Origin of the sequence: Microcoleus vaginatus FACHB-2002 (assembly GCF_040004035.1) — a bacterium.
Classification (GTDB): Bacteria; Cyanobacteriota; Cyanobacteriia; order Cyanobacteriales; family Microcoleaceae; genus Microcoleus; species Microcoleus vaginatus_C.
In genome coordinates, this window is sequence record NZ_JAMPLN010000007.1 from 40,140 (window position 1) to 57,597 (window position 17,458).

A 17,458-nucleotide genomic window follows, 5' to 3' on the forward strand; every position below is an offset into this window, starting at 1 on the left:
TTTATCTGCGGTTGAAAAATGGGAATTTGTTAACCGCAGATGAAATCAGAATGATTAAACCGCAGAGGACACAGAGAACGCAGAGAAAGAGAACAGAGAGAGCGATGATTCCGAGGAAGGACGAATTTGATATAATTTATCTGGGTTTATCTGTGTTTATCTGCGGTTGAAAAAGGGAGTTGATTGACCGCAGATGAAAATGGATTGATGCGGATTTAGATCGCGCTTTCGGTTTTGGTGGTAGGCTGGGAAAGTGGGGTGTAGCGGAAGGGCGATCGAGGTTATGAATGAACGCTGAAGAACTTTTAGAAAGATACGCTAAAGGCGAAAGAAAATTTCGGACTGCACAGCTAAGTGGGGTAGACCTTCAAGGTGTAGACTTAAGCGGGATTGATTTAGAGGATGCCAATTTGTCTAGGGCAGAATTGAGTGAAGCAATCCTGATTAAGGCTAACCTTCACAAGACAAACCTTAGCAGGGCATCATTAAAAAGTGCGAATTTGACCAATGCCACATCTAGTTCACAAAATCTATCTTGGGCCGACCTCAGTGGTGCTGATTTAAGTGGAGCATACTTAATTAATGCCAATTTAACTAATGCCAATCTCAATAAAGCAAACTTGAGGGGAGCAAATCTAGCCTCTGCTAATCTAACTTTAGCTTCTTTGATTGAGACAAACCTGAGCCTCGCAAATTTGACTGATGCAAATTTGACTGGGGCAAGTTTCACTAAGGCAGAATTAAGTCGTGCGGAGTTAGGTGGCGCAAAAATTCTACAAACTAATTTTCAAGGAGCTAATTTACAAGAAGTAAATATGCCTAAATTTGGTCTGTCTAGCGAGAATCTAGCTGAGGCTAATTTGAGTCGATGCGACTTAGAAAAAGCCTATCTCACCAAAGCTAATCTGCAAAGATCAAACCTAGAGCAAGCCAATCTGCAAGGAGCACATTTGAGCAATGCCAATCTTGAGGGAGCTAATTTGAGTCGATGCAACTTGGAAAAAACATATTTCGACAAAGCTAATCTGCAAGGGGCAAACCTAGAGCAAGCAAATCTGCACGAGACAAATTTGAGCAATGCAAATCTGAAAGGAGCCAATTTGAAGATGGCTAACTTGATGAATGCAATAACCTATGGTTGGAATATCGAAAATGCAGACTTCACGGGTGCTATAATGCCCGATGGAGAAATCTACCAGCCTAAAACCTCTGACACAGAACTCAACCAGCCAGAAACTTCCGAAAAACTCTCTCAAAAAGTGACATCTATGACGCGCAAAATTATTCGTACTGACAAAGCACCGGCACCCGTGGGCCCATACAATCAAGCGATCGCCGCTACGGGCACTATGCTGTTTGTAGCTGGCCAAATTGCGATCGACATTAGACTAAACGATATTGTCTACACCGACGACGTGGCAAAACAAACCGAACAAGTTATGGCAAATCTCGAAGCCATTCTCACAGAAGCCGGCGCTACTTGGTTGGATGTGGTAAAAACTACGGTTTTCCTCAAAGATATGAATGATTTTGCCGCCGTGAATGCGGTTTATGCGAAATATTTTGATGCGGAAACTGCACCGGCGCGCGCTTGTGTGGAGGTTTCGCGTTTGCCGAAAGATGTGTTAGTTGAAATTGACTGTATTGCGGTTATTTAACGTGAGTTAGACTGCTGACCTGGCAGGAAGATCGATCGATTTGCAAGGTATGTATAGTCTGAAGAGATGTAGATCGCGAGAAACCGGGTTTCGAGCAACAGAATCAGTAATGATGCGAGAACTCTAAAGAAACCCGGTTTCTGGGGTGTACTTCATAAAGCTGGAATACGCTGTATGACTCATCAAGCTGCAATAGTCTCATATCATTTCCGGTTACACCGGAATGATGTTGACGGTTGACGGTTGACGCCGTGAACAGTCAACAGTGAACTCGAATTTACTATTCCGATGCTAACGGATTTGATATCACTACTTCAAATTAGCAGGAGGAGTTTCAGGTACAACCCAGTAGTAGACTGTTCTGCCGTCCACTTTTACTACCTGCTCAGGTTTCCACTCGCCCATATCGAATTCATGGGACACAATGCGCGTACCTGGTTTTAATTCACTGAGTAATTTGGGCCGCAGTTTTACGTTGAGTTCTGGCAGTAGGTAAAGCGTGACAACTGTTGCCTCACTGAAGTCTGTTTGGAATAAATCTTCCTGACGAAACTGGACACGATCGGTCACGCCAGCCTTTTTGGCGTTCTCGTTAGCTTCTCGAATGCGTTCAGGGTTGATATCAATACCAATGCCCCGCGCGCCAACCTTTTGAGCGGCTGCAATCACAATCCTACCGTCGCCACTACCCAAGTCGTAAACCACGTCATTGGCTTGCACGTTTGCCAGCCGCAGCATTTCATTCACAACAGGTACAGGGGTTGGAACGTAAACGACATCGGGTTGACGGGTGGGAGCTGCTGTTGTGGGGCTAGGAGTCGCTTGAGCCAGATCAGAAACAGAATTAGTTGGGGATGTGGCAGCCGGAGTTGGAGCCACTGTCTCAAAGTTACGTTGTTCGGTACAGCCGATCGCAGCAAAACTGAGAATGCTAACGCCAACAAAGAATGATTGCCTAATGGTTTTGAGTTGCATGATCGTAAATCTCCAAAAAAAGTTGCTATGTAGTATGACGGGCAAAGGGAATACCCAGTAGAACAACGATGACCCCTACGATCGCGCCGATGCCTGTATAGACCAGGCTGGAATAGAGCAAATAGCCACAAATAGCGCAGAACACTATGGGAATGATCGGGTAAAGCGGTACGCTAAACGGGCGAAGTCGATCGGGTTCTCGAATGCGTAAAACAATTAACGACAGAGTGCTGATCAAAAAGAAAAACCAGAAGATGGGCGCAGTGTAGTCCACCATTGTTTCAAATCCTTTGCGGGTGAAGGTTCCCAGCCCAATCAGCGTCAGGGCGATCGCACCTTGCAATAAATAAGCGGTTGTCGGTGAACTCGGATGCGGATGCCAGCGTGCCAACCAGCGAAACGCAGACCTATCCTGCCCCAGAGCAAAGCTGCTGCGTGCCCCCGTAAAGATGCTGGCGTTGATCGACCCCAGCGTGGCGGTCACAACCAGTAAACTCACAAACGCGGCTCCCGGTTCACCCAGCACTCGCCGCAGTAAATCTGATGCAACGGCTTGAGAGTCAGCCATGCCTGCGATACCCAATCCCCGCAGATATGCCAGATTAATCAGCAGATAAAGTCCTGTAATGATGCCAATACTCCAGAGGAACGATCGCACAATATTGCGTTGCGGGTTGTGAATTTCGGCAGAAATGTAAGCGGCTTCATTCCAACCCCCATAGGACAGCAACACGAAGACCAGCGCTAAGCCCCAGGAAGAGGTACGAGAGGCATCGGAAGAAATGGGCCCGACGGGAGGAAGGGAGGATGCCAGACCCACTACGATGACCAGCAGTAAGCCTAAAACGAGTATCACCGCTAGCCCATTCTGGAGGCTTTTACTCTGGCGCAGTCCAATGATATTCAGCATTGTGAGCAAGGCGATGGCGAGTGCTGCGTAAATTGCAGGCGAGTAGCCACCTAGTGGAAGTAGCTGAGAGGCATAGTCGCCAAACACAAATGCCAGCAGCGCGATCGATCCAGTCTGAATCACGGTCATGCGTGCCCAGGCAAATAAAACCGCGATCGGTTGCCCCAATGCCCGTTTCAGGTAGTAGTAGTTGCCGCCGACATGGGGATATGTAGTTGCCAATTCGGCGTAGCAAAGTGCCCCCAGCAATGACACAACACCGCCTATCAGCCAGACTCCTATGACACCACCAACCGTTCCGGTATTAGCAGCGACCAGAGCAGGGGTTTCAAAAATGCCTGCGCCGATTACTAGCCCGACAATCAAGGCGATCGCTTCAATTAGAGTAATAGAGGGTTTTGGAGCCCCTGTTTGGGGTTCGTTACGTTCCACCAGTGCAGTGTTCTCTAATCTATCCACAGTTTTAGCTTCTCAACGAGTAGAATTTTTAACGACACCCAGGCGTAAAGCAATTTCCGTTTTGCCCAAAAATCCGACGCCCACTCAGAAGAATTAGAATTCCTGTGATACCAGAAATTAAAAAGAGTTGCTGGAAACGTGAATTGTTCATCCTCAAAAACCTATTTAGGAGAGGGTTGACAATCAAGGTCTACTCTTAGCGTCAACAGCAAATGTGACTCAAAGGTGACAATTCCCACATTTTTCCAATTAATTACTCAGAGCAGGTTGCCATGCTTCGATGGTTTGCAGGATAATCAAACCAGAACGAACCATTGCTTGCAGTTGAGGTAGCATCTACCAAATCCGCGTCACTCCTGACATCAATACATGAGCGCTTCGATCGCCAATCAGACAACCTCACAGATAATCCAGAAACGGGACTCAGCCTTTTGCAAGATGAGCAACTCTACACGATCTTGCACAATAGCAATCATGTTGTTGAATGGTTAAAAGCACTGGATTGCTAGATCAGGGCTTGGTATTGTCGGCAAATTTTCGGCTTAAAAGTGATTAAACGACGATCGATCGTGTCTACAAGAAAAAGTGATTTGAACAGGTGGATAAGCGGTGTTAGGTCTTTTCTTTGATTCACAAAAATTGATGGCAATTGGAGCATAGCTCAAAAGTAATTAGCAGGTAAAAAGGCATGAAACGAAAAAACATTCTTAAAAGTGGGCTAATGTTGAGCATCATGGGTCTAGTTGGCTGCACTTCTCCCCAGGCGCAGGTGCGCGAAACACCGACTTCTGTCCAAATTAGTAGTGAAGCGCAACAGGCACAAACTAATCAAACTGCCCAGCCAGCCAGTTGCAAATTGGTGGAAGACGGGTTTGGTCCGCAGGGGCAGGTGAGTGTACGGGTGGAGGAAGTAGTGACAGGGCTGGATGTTCCCTGGGGGATTGCCTTCTTACCAAACCGCGATTTGCTTGTTTCTGAACGATCGGGACGGGTGCGGCTAGTGCAAAATGGCAAGCTGCGCCCCCAAGCGATCGCCACCATCAATGTCAGCGATCGCGGTGAAGGTGGATTACTGGGCATTGCCGCTCATCCCGATTTTGCCAATAACCGATTCTTTTATGTGTATTTCACCGCCAACCAAAATGGCACTCCAGTGAATCGTGTGGAACGCTGGCAGTTGTCCCAAGATGGAGTGAGTGCAACCCGCGATCGCACCATTGTTGACAATATTCCCGTTGCTCAATTCCACAACGGCGGACGGATTCGATTTGGTCCCGATGGGATGCTTTATATTGGCACCGGAGACGCCAGAGATCCAAACCTTTCTCAGAATGTCAAAAGTCTTGCAGGCAAGATTTTGCGCGTCACCCCTGATGGCCAGGTACCCGCTGATAATCCCTTCCCAGGAAATCCAGTTTATATCCTGGGGATTCGCAATACTCAGGGGTTTGATTGGGTGAATGTATCGACTCTGTGGGTCAGCGATCATGGCCCCAGTGGCGAGTTAGGGCGATCGGGACACGATAAAGTCAGTGTTGCCCAGGCAGGTGATAATTTGGGCTGGCCCACTATCTACCGCTGTGAATCACAGCAAGGATTAGTAACCCCTGCGATCGTGTGGCAGCAGGCATTACCCCCCGGAGGAGCCACCATCTACACAGGTAATGCGATTCCTGAATGGAAAGGCAACCTCATCGTTGCAGGACTGCGGGCAGAGCAATTGCAGCGAATAGTCATTGATCCTCGATCGGGTCAGGTGCAGCAGCATGAAGTTTATTTGCAGGGGCAGCAGGGACGGCTCAGAGAAGCGATTATGGGCCCCGATGGCGAATTGTATGTGACCACCAGTAATTGTGATGGTCGCGGCAGTTGCCCACCAGAGCAGGACAAGATTCTTCGCATTACTCGCTGAGTCAGTTTTTGAACCTGTCACCTTCTGATCACTTTTGGGCTTCAAATTGAAAACAGGTAGAGAATCACGATCGCTCAAGCGATTGCTTTACCTGTTCTTTTAGGAGTTGAATGGGTAATTCTAATGCTAGATCTCTGGTACAAAAATGCCATCATCTATTGCATCGATGTCAAAACCTTCATGGATGCGAATGGTGATGGCATTGGTGACTTTGCAGGCTTGACTGAGCGCGTTGATTACCTGTCTGGGTTGGGCGTTACCTGCATCTGGCTCATGCCTTTCTATCCATCTCCCAATAAAGATAATGGGTACGATGTGATGGACTACTACAGCATCGATCCTCGTTTAGGAACATTGGGAGATTTTGTTGCATTCACCCATAGGGCAGAAGAACGAGGAATCCGGGTTATTGTTGATTTGGTTGTCAACCATACATCAGATCAGCACCCCTGGTTTCAAGCAGCTTGTAAAGATAAAACCTCCAAATACTGGAACTACTACTTGTGGTCAAAAGAGAAACCGCAGGATTTGCTAGAAGGTATTATATTCCCTGGTTTTCAGAAAGCGACGTGGGCATATCAACCAGAAGCAGAAGCCTATTATGCCCATCGGTTCTATGACCATCAGGCTGACTTGAATATTACTAATCCTGAAGTCAGGATAGAGATTCAAAAAATCATGGGGTTTTGGTTGAGGTTGGGCGTATCTGGGTTTCGGATTGATGCCGCTCCCTATCTCATTGAACTGAGACAGGCTGATAACCTGTTTGAGCGAGTCGATGATCCTTACATCTACATTGATGAACTGCGGAATTTTCTTTCCTGGCGACGGGGAGATGCGATTTTGCTGGCAGAAGCCAATGAACCTCCCGAAGCACTATCCAGGTATTTTGGGGATGGCAACCGGATGCAAATGCTGTTTAACTTTTGGGGAAATCAACATTTAATGCTTGCCCTGGCACAGGAAACGGCAACTCCACTAATTGAAGCATTTAAAGAATTGCCAGATGTCCCCCCCATTGGGCAATGGGCAAACTTTATTCGCAATCATGATGAACTGTCGCTCGATCAACTCTCCAATGTTCAGCAAGACGAAATTGCAGGGGCATTTGCGCCCGATCGCGATCGAATGTGGATTTTCGATCGCGGTATCCGTCGTCGATTTGCTCCTATGGTCAACGGCGATATTCAGCGACTGCGACTAACCTATAGTTTGCTGCTAACCCTACCAGGCACGCCAGTGATTAACTATGGCGAAGAATTGGGTATGGGCGATGACTTATCATTGAAAGAGCGCGATCCGGCTCGGACACCAATGCAATGGTCGAGTGCGCCCAATGGTGGATTTTCGACGGCCGAGGCCGATCGACTCCTCCTTCCTGTTATTTCCGAAGGCGAATACAGCTACGAGCATTTGAATGTCAAGGTTCAACGTCGAAACCCTGACTCGTTGCTCAACTGGATGGAACGCGCCATCCGCGTGCGGAAGGAATGCCCAGAGTTTGGTTGGGGCGCATGGCAAATCTTGGAGGCAAATCACCCCAGTGTATTTGCCCATCGGTGTGAATGGGAGGGCAGGGTGGTTATTGCCGTACATAATCTGGCAGAAGCTGCCTGTACAGCAACATTGACACTCCAAGAGGATGCCAACAAATATTTGATTGATTTGTTTGAAGATCAGCCGGATGAGGCGATCGTGGATTCCTCTCATAAAATTCATCTCAAAGGCTACGGTTACCATTGGTTTCGCGTGGGCAACCAGCCTTTTTAACCGATTTCCATACAAGGAAGAAGTATTGTGGTTCCCCTTCACGACAACAATCCTACCCGAATTACTCCTTACGTCAATTATGGGTTAATTGGTATCAACATCGTTATTTTTTGGTATGAGGCAAGTTTATCAGCTCCGCAATTGCAGAGTTTTGTACAAGCCTATGCGGTTGTTCCGAATCAATTAACTACCAGTTTTCAAAGTGGTGATCTCACACAAATTCTACTTCAAGCGATGACACTCATTACCTCGCAGTTTCTGCATGGAGGTTTTTTGCACCTGGGTGGGAATATGCTGTTTTTGTGGGTATTTGGCAACAACATCGAAGACCAGTTGGGACATATCAAGTTTTTGATTTTCTATCTGCTTTGTGGAGCCTTAGCAGGGTTGGCGCAGTGGTTTTTCTCAATGCAGTCTACGGTGCCTGCGTTGGGAGCTAGTGGGGCGATAGCGGGTGTCCTTGGAGCTTACATTCTTCGCTTTCCTCACGCTAAAATTCTGACCTTGGTTCCGTTAGGATTCTTTATAACAACTTTCCGTATCCCGGCAATTTTCTTCCTGGGCTTTTGGTTTGTCCAACAAGCTTTGTACGGTATTGCCAGTTTGCAGATACGCAGTAATGTCGGCATGGAAGGTGGTGGTATTGCTTACTGGGCACATGCGGGAGGATTCGTCTTTGGTGTCCTTCTGGGTCCTCTCTTTGGTCTCTTTGCGTCAAAAGAGCGTTAATTTCAGAAACGATCGATCAATTAGTCAAGTAATCTGGGAGGGTGACAAAAAGGTCTACAAACTAAGCATAATCAGGGTTGCAGCCCCTATACCTGTTGATAAAAGCGACGCTTATTTCGAGTTTTCGTTAAGTCTTGCACAGATTCATAATATCGTTCGAGATAATTTGCCCACTGCTCTCCATCTTGCGCCCACGCCTCCCTGTACTCCGTTTGCCGTATTTTTGGCATTGAGGTATGTCCAGCAATCTGTGTAGCTTGCGACGGCGACTTTCGGCTGTTCTTGGATAGGGAAATACCCGTGGGCTCAGCTCTAACCTGACATTGATTTAATTATCCACAGTGGCTCAAAGTCAAGCGAGAATAAGCCATTGGGCTATATAAAAACTGTCCGGACTATTGATCTAAAATCTAAAATCTAAAATCTAAAATCTAAAATCTAAAATCGATTGACTTGTTTTTCTGATTGTATCAAGCCAACCAAGATTGTAATTAACATAAACTGAGCGTGTGTCAGTTGTTTTTGTAAATGGTTCTGATAGGATGTCGGTAGCATTTTTTTAGGATAAGCTAGCCTGTCACAATTCGGCGGTCGATTTTTTTTTCCACAACGAAGCTCAACCTTTGCCCCATCTGGGTTTCAAGTGGGCTTGTCACCCCGCCAGCCGGGAATAAAAAATTTTGTCATTTTTTAGTCACATTTACTTGTGACTCTAAAAGATAAGAGCTTAAACGCTTAGATCAGATCTTTTTCAGTCTGAGTCGAATCTACTCCAATGCTAATTAGCTCATGGCTAATCAGTAGAAGGAAATTAATAAGGATTTTGATTGCCTTTGATGAATCACCCTTTACACCCTTTCTCTTTGAGCAAGCGCTTACCCTAGCAAAACAAGAGAATGCTGTTTGCCAAGTTTTCCATTGTATTGACCCATCTCTCTTGAGTCAGTACACTCCCATCACTTCCCTAAGTGCAGGAGAGGAGAAAAATCAAAAGCTATGGCAGCTTTACCAGCAGAAGTGAAGGCGTGGCATATGTTAGTAGACTTTAGCTACGAAAAGGGAAAGCCAGGACGGGCGATTTGCCATGTATCTCGAGAATGGGGAGCAGACCTTATTGTTGTCGTAGAGCAACCAAAAGGTTAGCCGAGGTGCTAGTAGAAAGTGTCAGTAACTATGTCGTTCCTCATCCTCCTTGCTCCATCCTGGTGATTTCAGGCGAAGCTCTTAGCGAAGCAAGAGCTACTGCCGATCGTGCTGGCTTTTCCGAATCTGTCAAACCGTCTTTTTTACCTCATTAAATTGACCGAGAACGATGAAAAACTTTTTACAACAACCTATCCGTTTTTTGATAGCAGGAGCTGCGGTAGTCCTGCTGATCATTTCCTGTCAATCGACACCACAGGCGCAGACATCGCAGACATCCCCCTCGACGACTCAACCATCTGCTGTCGCATCACGGGCTGGGGAACTGAGTGCCTACCCCGCGCAACTACCGCCGTTGCCCTATGAGTATGGTGCATTGGCGAAAGCTATTGATGCCGAAACCATGAAGCTTCATCACGATCGCCATCACGCCTCTTATGTTGACAATCTCAATGAGGCATTAAAGCAACAGTCGAATTTGCAGAACCGTAGTGTTGAAGCTTTGCTACGTGATCTTAACAGTGTGCCGGAAGCTATTCGCACAACTGTTCAGAATAATGGGGGTGGGCATTTAAACCACACGATTTTCTGGCAAATTATGAGTCCCAATGGGGGTGGGCAACCTACTGGTGCAGTTGCTGAAGCCATCAATCAAACCTTTGGGAGTTTCGAGAACTTTAGAAAACAGTTTAACGAAGCGGGGGGCGGTCGCTTTGGCAGTGGTTGGGTTTGGTTAGTTCGTAATTCCCAAGGACAACTGCAAATTACCACAACGCCCAATCAGGACAATCCGATTACCGAAGGCTTATACCCAATCCTGGGCAACGATGTCTGGGAACACGCTTATTATCTGCGCTACCAAAATCGCCGCGCTGAATATCTGACCAATTGGTGGAATGTGGTCAACTGGGAAGAAGTAAACCGACGGTTTCAACTCGCATCCCAACCATAATCGTCTAGGAGTTTGATATGAGAAGGTTGTTGATGCATAGCCCGAGCGCTGTTGCTGTTCTCTGGATTGTAGGGTATCTGTCACTAACTCTACTTCCCCTGTTGGTGCTGTTACTGCATCCGGCTCCCTCTGGACGTGGATTCTGGACTGAGTTTTCGGTAGCGCTGGGCTTTATTGGTTTGGCGATGATGGCGTTGCAATTTATCCTGACGGCCCGCGTCAATCGGATCGAAACCTCTTACGGGATTGATATCCTGCTGCAGTTTCATCGCTATACCTCACTGGTGGCATTTTTCATGGTGCTGGTACATCCAGTTATCTTATTTATTGCTCAACCGGAAACCCTACAACTACTCAACTTTCCCCAGGCGCCCTGGCGGGCGCGGATGGCAGTCTTGGGTACACTGGCATTTCTGGCAATGGTGGTGACAACCATCTGGCGCAAACCACTAAAGATTCCCTACGAACCCTGGCGAGCCTCTCACACCATTCTGGCAGTGGTGGCAGTGGGGTTCGGCTTTGCACATGCCCTCGCCGTTGGCAATTATTTAGGCTTGTTCTGGAAAGCTGTGCTATGGGGAGGTATTATTCTCGTCTCGCTCTGGCTCATCGTTTATGTGCGGTTGGTCAAACCCTGGTTGATGACTCAAAAGCCCTATGTGGTAGAGGAAGTGCTGCCACAACGGGGTGATGTCTGGACGCTGGCATTGCGTCCGCTGGGACATGAAGGCTTTACCTTTGAACCCGGTCAATTTGCCTGGTTGACGCTGAATATTACCCCGTTGAGTATGCGAGAACATCCGTTTTCGATGTCGTCTTGTGCCGATCGCGCCGATCGCATCGAGTTTGGTATCAAGGCGATCGGAGATTTCACCAAAGGCATCAAAGATGTTCAACCGGGAACGAGAGCGTATTTGGATGGGCCCTATGGGGTATTTACGACCGAGCGCTATTGGGACAGCGCTGGCTTTGTGTTGATTGCTGGTGGAGTGGGGATTACACCCATTTTCAGCATCCTGTTGACAGCGGCCCAACGAAAGGACGATCGCCCCTTTTTGCTCATCTACGCGGCTTCCTCCTGGGACGACCTGACCTATCAAGAAGAGCTAGACGCTTTAAAGGAAAAATTAGATCTATCGATCGTCTATGTGTTGCGAAAAGTTCATGACGATTGGGCAGGTGACACAGGTTATGTTGACCAAGCATTATTGGAAAAATACATTCCTCTTCATCGGGGCAGTCGGCATTACTTTGTCTGTGCGGCTCCGGTGATGATGGATGCAGTTGAGCGGGCGTTATTTGAACTAAATGTTCCCGTTACGAACGTTCACATGGAACACTTTGATTTAGCTTAATGGGGGGGCTATGCGTTACAGTATCATGTTGCAACTGGTAGCAGGCACAACGCTCATTTTGTTGGGAGTTGCTGTTCTCTTTGCCTGGATTCAAACTCGAATTGAGCCTATCGATCTTAGAGAAGACACAATTTCTAGTCCTTCTCATCACAGGCACTAAATCCATGCTTACGATCGGCGGCACTTAATCTATTTCCCACTCGCGAATGGTGCAGCAATTTTTCGATCATCCGCTTAGTTCTTAATACGGTAGCTGATCAATTTGCGGACATTTTCAACCGGCATTGCTAATTCTTGGGCGATCGTTGCTTCGACCTGACTGGTTTGGGCTACTGGAAACTCGTATTCCAGCTTCTTTAAAGTTGAGTCACTGGTGTTGACAAAAATAGTGGTAACACCCAGGCTGCGATCGATTTCTGCATTTATGGTCAAGATTGTTACTGGTAATCTCCGATTTAACTGTCTATCTGCCTGGAGTTTGTTGACAGAGTGATAAGGACAGCTTAGAATTTTGCCCGCGATGAAGTTACCTGTAGTCCAGAATAAGGCTGCTACCAAAGGCAGGGGTAACCAGAATTCCCAGGCAGCGCGGTGTAAAAGTGGTAGGAAGCGAGGTAAAGCCATTGGAATGTTGAATTTTAGATTTAGATTGCTCGAAATAATCTGGAGAAACTACCAACATTTTAGTTAGCAACAGATGGGCATAAATCTTACCTGTGATGGAGGCTTTTCCTAAATTTCTTCTCTACCATACAGACAATTTGCCGAACAATGGTTAGACAGATGCGAATTCTCCTGGTAGAAGACGATGTAGATCAACTGGAGCCACTTCAAGCTGCTCTCTCTGAGGCAGGACATATTGTGGATGGTGTAGAAGATGGGGCGACGGCCCAGTGGATTTTATCGAAGCGGGACTACGATCTGTTGATCCTGGATTGGTTATTACCAGAGGTCAGTGGCTTAAGCTTATGCCAGCAATACCGCCGTCTGGGAAAAACGGCCCCTGTTTTGCTGTTGACTGCCAAAGATGCGATTGTTGACAAAATTAGCGGTTTAGACGCGGGAGCCGATGATTATCTCATCAAACCTGCCGATGTGTTTGAACTGCTGGCACGGGTGCGGGCATTGGGACGACGATCGCCGCTTTGGAAAGGGGATACTTTACAGGTTGAAGATCTGACTCTACATCTATCAACGCTGGCTATTGAACGGGGGGATCAAAGTCTGCATTTATCGAGTCGTGAATTTCTATTTCTAGAGTATCTGATGCGCCATCCTCGTCAGGTACTCTCCCGTAGCCAAATTGAACAAGCCTTGTGGGAGTGGGGCAGCGAACCGGAGAGTAATGCGATTACTGTCCTAGTGCGTCGTCTGCGGCAGCGATTGCAGGTGATAGGTGCTGGCAGTTGGCTAGAAACCGTATATGGTATGGGATATCGCTTGAATCCAGATGTTTAATCGTAGCCGCCGCAATCTTGCCCACTGGTTTACGCTGTCGATGGGGACTATTCTCCTCATTTTTGCAGGGATCATTTACTACCAGCGAGCGGTTAACAGCTTAGAAGAGAGCGATCGGCTACTCTACAAAAAAGCAAGAGTCATGGCTGCCAATATTGACTATGGTTTGCGGCAGGGAAAAGAACACATCGATCTGAGTAACGTTCCGATTCTGGGGAATTATTCTCCTCCCTCTGACAGTGAAGTTGTTTACGCTCGCTGGTATTCAGCGACTGGACAACTGCAACAGTTTTATGGGGCGCAGCCCTCGGATCAGATTCAGGCGATCGCGGCGTTTCAAACCATTAAGTCTTCCCCCGAGTGGCTGCGACAATTAACGCTTCCGGTTGACTACAATGGACGCACGATTGGCTATCTCCAGATTGCCATCCCATTGACGGATGCTCAGAAAACACTGAGAGAGTTACTGATTGTGATGGTGGTAACAGTGCCCTTGACCTTGGGCGTGATTAGTCTAGTAGGTTGGTTTTTAGGCGGATTGGCTATGCAACCGATTCAAAACGCCTATGTCCAAATGCAAAGATTTACGTCTGATGCTTCCCACGAACTAAGAGCACCGCTTGCCACCATACTCAGCAATGCCCAGGTTGGCTTACTCAGCCCAGTCGATGCCGGCAAGCCTAAGCACTCTCGATTGGAAAAGATTGCTGAAACGGCTAAGTCGATGAATCGGTTGGTGACTGATCTTTTGTTTTTAGCACGACAGGCAGGACAGTTAGACGCAAAATCGATTCAATCGATTCACTTGAATGACCTGTTAAAAGATACGATCGCCACTTCATCAATACAGGGTGTTGCCCAGCATTTAAGCCTTCATTTAGAACTGCCTGAAGAGAGAGTTATCATCAAAGGCAATTCTGATTTATTAAAACAAGCTATCACTAATCTACTCACCAATGCCTGCAAATATACCTTACCTGAAGGAACAGTGTGGCTGCGGTTATTGACTCAATCTCATCACATTTTAATTCAAATAAAAGATACGGGAATCGGCATTCCCGATGTAGATTTGCCACACATTTTTGATCGATTTTACCGAGTTGATGAGGTACGAACACGGAAGAAAGGCGGCTCTGGATTGGGATTGGCGATCGCCCAGCAAATTGTGGAAGCTCACGGCGGACACCTAACGGTAAGTAGCGAGGTTGGGAAAGGTTCTCTGTTTCAAATAGAACTGCCCCTGTCCGAGAAGATATCCTGCGGCTATAACGGGGACATCGAAGATTGTCACTCTTGAATCACAGTTGCGATCGATTGTGTAGTTGCGGTTTCAGCCGCAGAGGGGAAAGTGCGCGACTTTATTAACTTCTACAGCCGATCGCACTATTGTCGATCTGTCGCTGTCGCGCACCTACTCCCAAATCAATCTGAAACAATCAGATTTAATCTCAGTTAGCAATTAGCAATTACTAATCACCAGTTAGCAATTAGCAATTAGCAATTACTCTATAAGTAATTACCAATTACCAACCGTAAACTATTTATTCAGCGCTTCGCGGGCGGCTACCGCTTCATCGGGATGAATATTCAAGCGGGTCAAATTAATTCGACCTTTATTGTCAATTTCTCGCACTTTGACAATCACTTCATCGTTCACAGCTAACTCGTCTTCCACTTTGCCAACGCGGTAGTCGGCTAACTGGGAAATGTGAATCATTCCTTCTTTTCCGGGCAAAATTTCCACAAAAGCGCCGATCGGAATAATTCGAGTTACGCGGCCGACATACACGTCTCCTGCATTCAACTTGCGCGTCATGCCTTGGACAATGTTGTAAGCCCGCTGAGCTTTTTCGCTGTCGTTGCCAGCAATTGTCACGGTTCCGTCGTCTTCGATGTCTATTTTGACACCGGTTTCTTCGGTGATGGCTTTGATCGTTTTGCCACCTGGTCCAATTACCAAACCGATAAATTCTGGATCGATTTTCAGGGTTAGCAAACGCGGTGCAAACGGCGACATTTCCTTGCGGGGAGTGTCGATGGTTGCCAGCATTCTTTCTAAAATGTGCAGTCTGGCCGGTTTGGCTTGGCGGATGGCGGTGGCAATCACATCTAAGGGCAAACCTTTGATTTTCATGTCCATCTGCAAAGCAGTAATCCCGGTGTCGGTACCGGCTACTTTAAAGTCCATGTCGCCTAAAAAGTCTTCAATTGCCTGAATGTCAGTCAAAATTCGGACTTCATCGCCTTCTTTAATTAAGCCCATTGCCGCGCCGCTGACGGGTTGGGAAAGGGGAACGCCTGCATCCATTAATGCTAGCGTTGAGGCGCAAACTGAACCCATTGAGGTGGAACCGTCGGAAGAAAGGATTTCGGAAACTACGCGAATCACGTAGGGGAAATCTTCTTTGGATGGCAAAACGGGCAACAAAGCGCGTTCTGCGAGGGCTCCGTGACCGATTTCTCGCCTTCCGGGCGATCGCATCGGCTTGGTTTCTCCCACGGAAAACGGCGGGAAATTGTAGTGGTGGAGGTAGCGTTTGTCTTGCTGCGGGTGCAAGTCGTCTCCTAAGTCTTGGGCGTCGCCTGGGGTTCCCAGGGTAGCTGCAGACAAGACTTGGGTTAACCCCCGATTAAACAACGCACAGCCGTGTACTCGCGACGGCAGCACGCCTACGCGACAAGAAACGGGTCGCACCTCGTCTAGCTTGCGACCGTCTACGCGGATGCCATCTTCGAGGATCTGCTTCCGCATCATTTTTTTGGTAACGTCTTTGAAAACGTTGCCGATCGCCTTGCTGTTGGCGGTGGCCGCTACTTTTACCGGGTCCTCTTCCGGGAGTTCGGCGATCGCAGCTTCGACTTCATTTGCCTTAACTTCGTCCAATGCTGCATTCCGTATTGTTTTGTCTTTTTCAAATCTTGACAAAATGATGCGGATGGGTTCTTGGGCGCGATCGCGAATGAAGGTTTCCAGGGCCGAATCTTGCGATGGCCGTTCCTCTACCACCAAATCGATGCCCAATTCCGCCATAATTTCGCGCTGGGCTTGAATCAAGTCACAGGCTGCTTCATAGCCGAAGTCGATCGCCTCGATGATATCCTGTTCCGGCAATTGGTTGGCGCCGGCTTCTACCATGATTACTCCGTCAGGAGAACCAGCTACCACGAGATCCAACTCGCCTTCTTTGATTTCGCTGTAAGTTGGGTTGATGATGAAATCGTCCCCTACCAAACCGACTCGCACCGCCGCCATCGGCCCGTAAAACGGCATTTTCGCCAGCAGTATCGCCACCGAAGCCCCCGTCACCGCCAAAACGTCTGGTGGCACTTGTTCGTCCATCGAAACCGTTGTGGCTACAACTTGGATGTCATCTCGCAGCCAGCTTGGAAATAGCGGGCGCAGCGGTCGATCGATCAAACGGCCAGTCAAAGTCACTTTTTCGGGGGGACGCCCTTCCCTTCGCAAAAATCCACCGGGAATTTTACCGCCAGCGTAGAGTCTCTCTTCGTAATCCACCAACAGGGGCAGGAAATCAATTCCTTCTCTCCCCTGCGATCGAGTCGCTGTCACTAAAACCGCCGTGTCACCTGACTGAATCAAAACTGCACCGCCTGCTTGAGGCGCTAGTAAACCAATCTTCAGTCTAATATCCCGTCCATCGAAGGATATTGACTTGTCTATCTCTACCATGTAGCACTGCTTCCTTATCTACCACATTCTTTCTCTGTCGGGATCGTAACATTACCACAGGATGTTTGAGAGTCCGACGCCAAAAGACAGGGATAATCGCCTCGCGATCGACTGTCTGCGTCTCGATTGTAAGCATTTATACTCTCGAATTATTTTTTGCACTCCGGGGTCGATTCTCCGGTCGATTCTCCGGTCGATCGCCCGCTAAACGCCTTCCATAGATGGTACGATGAATTTTCGTTTGGGAATTGGGACTTTGAAGGAAGAAGGAACAGGGATTTAGTTATCTAAGTCAGGGAATAAGCCGTAAGGTGTGCCATAAGTACCTAAATATACAGGTTCTACCTAATTCCTATCCGGCTTAAAATTTCCTCGGTTTGTTTTAAATAAAATTTTCATAAATCCCTATAAATGCTGTAGTCAACCTCGCACTTAAATACAAATAT

14 protein-coding genes are annotated in these 17,458 nt (G+C 47.5%); 9 read left to right on the forward strand and 5 right to left on the reverse strand.

Features of this window, described 5'->3' with window-relative positions:
- The first annotated feature begins 287 nt into the window (after positions 1 to 287).
- A complete protein-coding gene (locus NDI35_RS08330; protein WP_445312320.1) occupies positions 288 to 1,658 on the forward strand; it encodes a Rid family detoxifying hydrolase in 1,371 nt (456 codons plus the stop codon).
- A 309-nt stretch (positions 1,659 to 1,967) separates the two neighbouring features.
- Here the strand turns inward: NDI35_RS08330 and NDI35_RS08335 are convergent, their stop codons facing one another.
- Together NDI35_RS08335 and NDI35_RS08340 are read right to left on the reverse strand one after the other, a co-directional pair.
- The gene (locus NDI35_RS08335; protein WP_445312321.1) at positions 1,968 to 2,633 is read right to left on the reverse strand and encodes a methyltransferase domain-containing protein; all 666 of its coding nucleotides are present in this window, start codon (positions 2,631 to 2,633) and stop codon (positions 1,968 to 1,970) included.
- A 25-nt stretch (positions 2,634 to 2,658) separates the two neighbouring features.
- Positions 2,659 to 4,002, reverse strand: coding sequence for an APC family permease (locus NDI35_RS08340; protein ID WP_445312322.1), 1,344 nt, complete (start codon positions 4,000 to 4,002; stop codon positions 2,659 to 2,661).
- A gap of 314 nt (positions 4,003 to 4,316) precedes the next feature.
- Between NDI35_RS08340 and NDI35_RS08345 the strand changes: the two genes are divergently transcribed.
- The 6 genes from NDI35_RS08345 (at position 4,317) to NDI35_RS08370 (ending at position 11,863) form a co-directional block, all read left to right on the forward strand.
- Entirely contained in the window at positions 4,317 to 4,511 is a 195-nt protein-coding gene (locus NDI35_RS08345; RefSeq protein WP_445312323.1) for a hypothetical protein, read from the forward strand.
- Between the two features lie 179 nt (positions 4,512 to 4,690).
- On the forward strand, positions 4,691 to 5,914 hold the full coding sequence (locus tag NDI35_RS08350; protein WP_445312324.1) for a PQQ-dependent sugar dehydrogenase: 1,224 nt from the start codon (positions 4,691 to 4,693) through the stop codon (positions 5,912 to 5,914).
- Positions 5,915 to 6,037: 123 nt separating this feature from the next.
- Positions 6,038 to 7,684: an alpha-amylase family protein gene (locus NDI35_RS08355; protein ID WP_445312325.1), complete on the forward strand. Its 1,647-nt coding sequence runs from the start codon at positions 6,038 to 6,040 to the stop codon at positions 7,682 to 7,684.
- Positions 7,685 to 7,711: 27 nt separating this feature from the next.
- The gene (locus NDI35_RS08360) at positions 7,712 to 8,413 is read left to right on the forward strand and encodes a rhomboid family intramembrane serine protease (protein ID WP_333246778.1); all 702 of its coding nucleotides are present in this window, start codon (positions 7,712 to 7,714) and stop codon (positions 8,411 to 8,413) included.
- Positions 8,414 to 9,725: 1,312 nt separating this feature from the next.
- On the forward strand, positions 9,726 to 10,508 hold the full coding sequence (locus tag NDI35_RS08365) for a superoxide dismutase (RefSeq protein ID WP_445312326.1): 783 nt from the start codon (positions 9,726 to 9,728) through the stop codon (positions 10,506 to 10,508).
- A 32-nt stretch (positions 10,509 to 10,540) separates the two neighbouring features.
- Positions 10,541 to 11,863: a ferredoxin reductase family protein gene (locus NDI35_RS08370; protein ID WP_445312327.1), complete on the forward strand. Its 1,323-nt coding sequence runs from the start codon at positions 10,541 to 10,543 to the stop codon at positions 11,861 to 11,863.
- Positions 11,864 to 12,097: 234 nt separating this feature from the next.
- On the opposite strand, the gene NDI35_RS08375 is transcribed toward NDI35_RS08370, so the two are convergent.
- Positions 12,098 to 12,487 (reverse strand): hypothetical protein, encoded by a 390-nt coding sequence (locus NDI35_RS08375; protein ID WP_445312328.1) that lies wholly within the window; start codon positions 12,485 to 12,487, stop codon positions 12,098 to 12,100.
- A gap of 159 nt (positions 12,488 to 12,646) precedes the next feature.
- On the opposite strand from NDI35_RS08375, the gene rppA reads away from it, so the two are divergent.
- Both rppA and NDI35_RS08385 read left to right on the forward strand, forming a co-directional pair.
- Positions 12,647 to 13,321 (forward strand): two-component system response regulator RppA, encoded by a 675-nt coding sequence (rppA, locus tag NDI35_RS08380; RefSeq protein ID WP_445312329.1) that lies wholly within the window; start codon positions 12,647 to 12,649, stop codon positions 13,319 to 13,321.
- On the forward strand, positions 13,314 to 14,618 hold the full coding sequence (locus NDI35_RS08385) for a sensor histidine kinase (RefSeq protein ID WP_445312330.1): 1,305 nt from the start codon (positions 13,314 to 13,316) through the stop codon (positions 14,616 to 14,618). The genes rppA and NDI35_RS08385 overlap by 8 nt, the downstream gene beginning before the upstream one ends.
- 240 nt (positions 14,619 to 14,858) lie before the next feature.
- On the opposite strand, the gene NDI35_RS08390 is transcribed toward NDI35_RS08385, so the two are convergent.
- On the reverse strand, positions 14,859 to 17,012 hold the full coding sequence (locus NDI35_RS08390; protein WP_333037503.1) for a polyribonucleotide nucleotidyltransferase: 2,154 nt from the start codon (positions 17,010 to 17,012) through the stop codon (positions 14,859 to 14,861).
- Complete coding sequence (locus NDI35_RS08395; RefSeq protein ID WP_216670718.1) at positions 16,966 to 17,148, reverse strand: hypothetical protein; 183 nt, start codon at positions 17,146 to 17,148, stop codon at positions 16,966 to 16,968. The genes NDI35_RS08390 and NDI35_RS08395 overlap by 47 nt, the downstream gene beginning before the upstream one ends.
- Positions 17,149 to 17,458 lie beyond the last annotated feature (310 nt).

Bases quoted from the DNA above. Each gene is read 5' to 3' on its own strand.
- NDI35_RS08330 (WP_445312320.1), top strand. From the start codon at position 288: ATGAACGCTGAAGAACTTTTAGAAAGATACGCTAAAGGCGAAAGAAAA.
- NDI35_RS08335 (WP_445312321.1), bottom strand. From the start codon at position 2,633: ATGCAACTCAAAACCATTAGGCAATCATTCTTTGTTGGCGTTAGCATT.
- NDI35_RS08350 (WP_445312324.1), top strand. From the start codon at position 4,691: ATGAAACGAAAAAACATTCTTAAAAGTGGGCTAATGTTGAGCATCATG.
- NDI35_RS08355 (WP_445312325.1), top strand. From the start codon at position 6,038: ATGCTAGATCTCTGGTACAAAAATGCCATCATCTATTGCATCGATGTC.
- NDI35_RS08365 (WP_445312326.1), top strand. From the start codon at position 9,726: ATGAAAAACTTTTTACAACAACCTATCCGTTTTTTGATAGCAGGAGCT.
- NDI35_RS08370 (WP_445312327.1), top strand. From the start codon at position 10,541: ATGCATAGCCCGAGCGCTGTTGCTGTTCTCTGGATTGTAGGGTATCTG.
- NDI35_RS08375 (WP_445312328.1), bottom strand. From the start codon at position 12,487: ATGGCTTTACCTCGCTTCCTACCACTTTTACACCGCGCTGCCTGGGAA.
- rppA (WP_445312329.1), top strand. From the start codon at position 12,647: ATGCGAATTCTCCTGGTAGAAGACGATGTAGATCAACTGGAGCCACTT.
- NDI35_RS08385 (WP_445312330.1), top strand. From the start codon at position 13,314: ATGTTTAATCGTAGCCGCCGCAATCTTGCCCACTGGTTTACGCTGTCG.
- NDI35_RS08390 (WP_333037503.1), bottom strand. From the start codon at position 17,012: ATGGTAGAGATAGACAAGTCAATATCCTTCGATGGACGGGATATTAGA.
- NDI35_RS08395 (WP_216670718.1), bottom strand. From the start codon at position 17,148: ATGCTTACAATCGAGACGCAGACAGTCGATCGCGAGGCGATTATCCCT.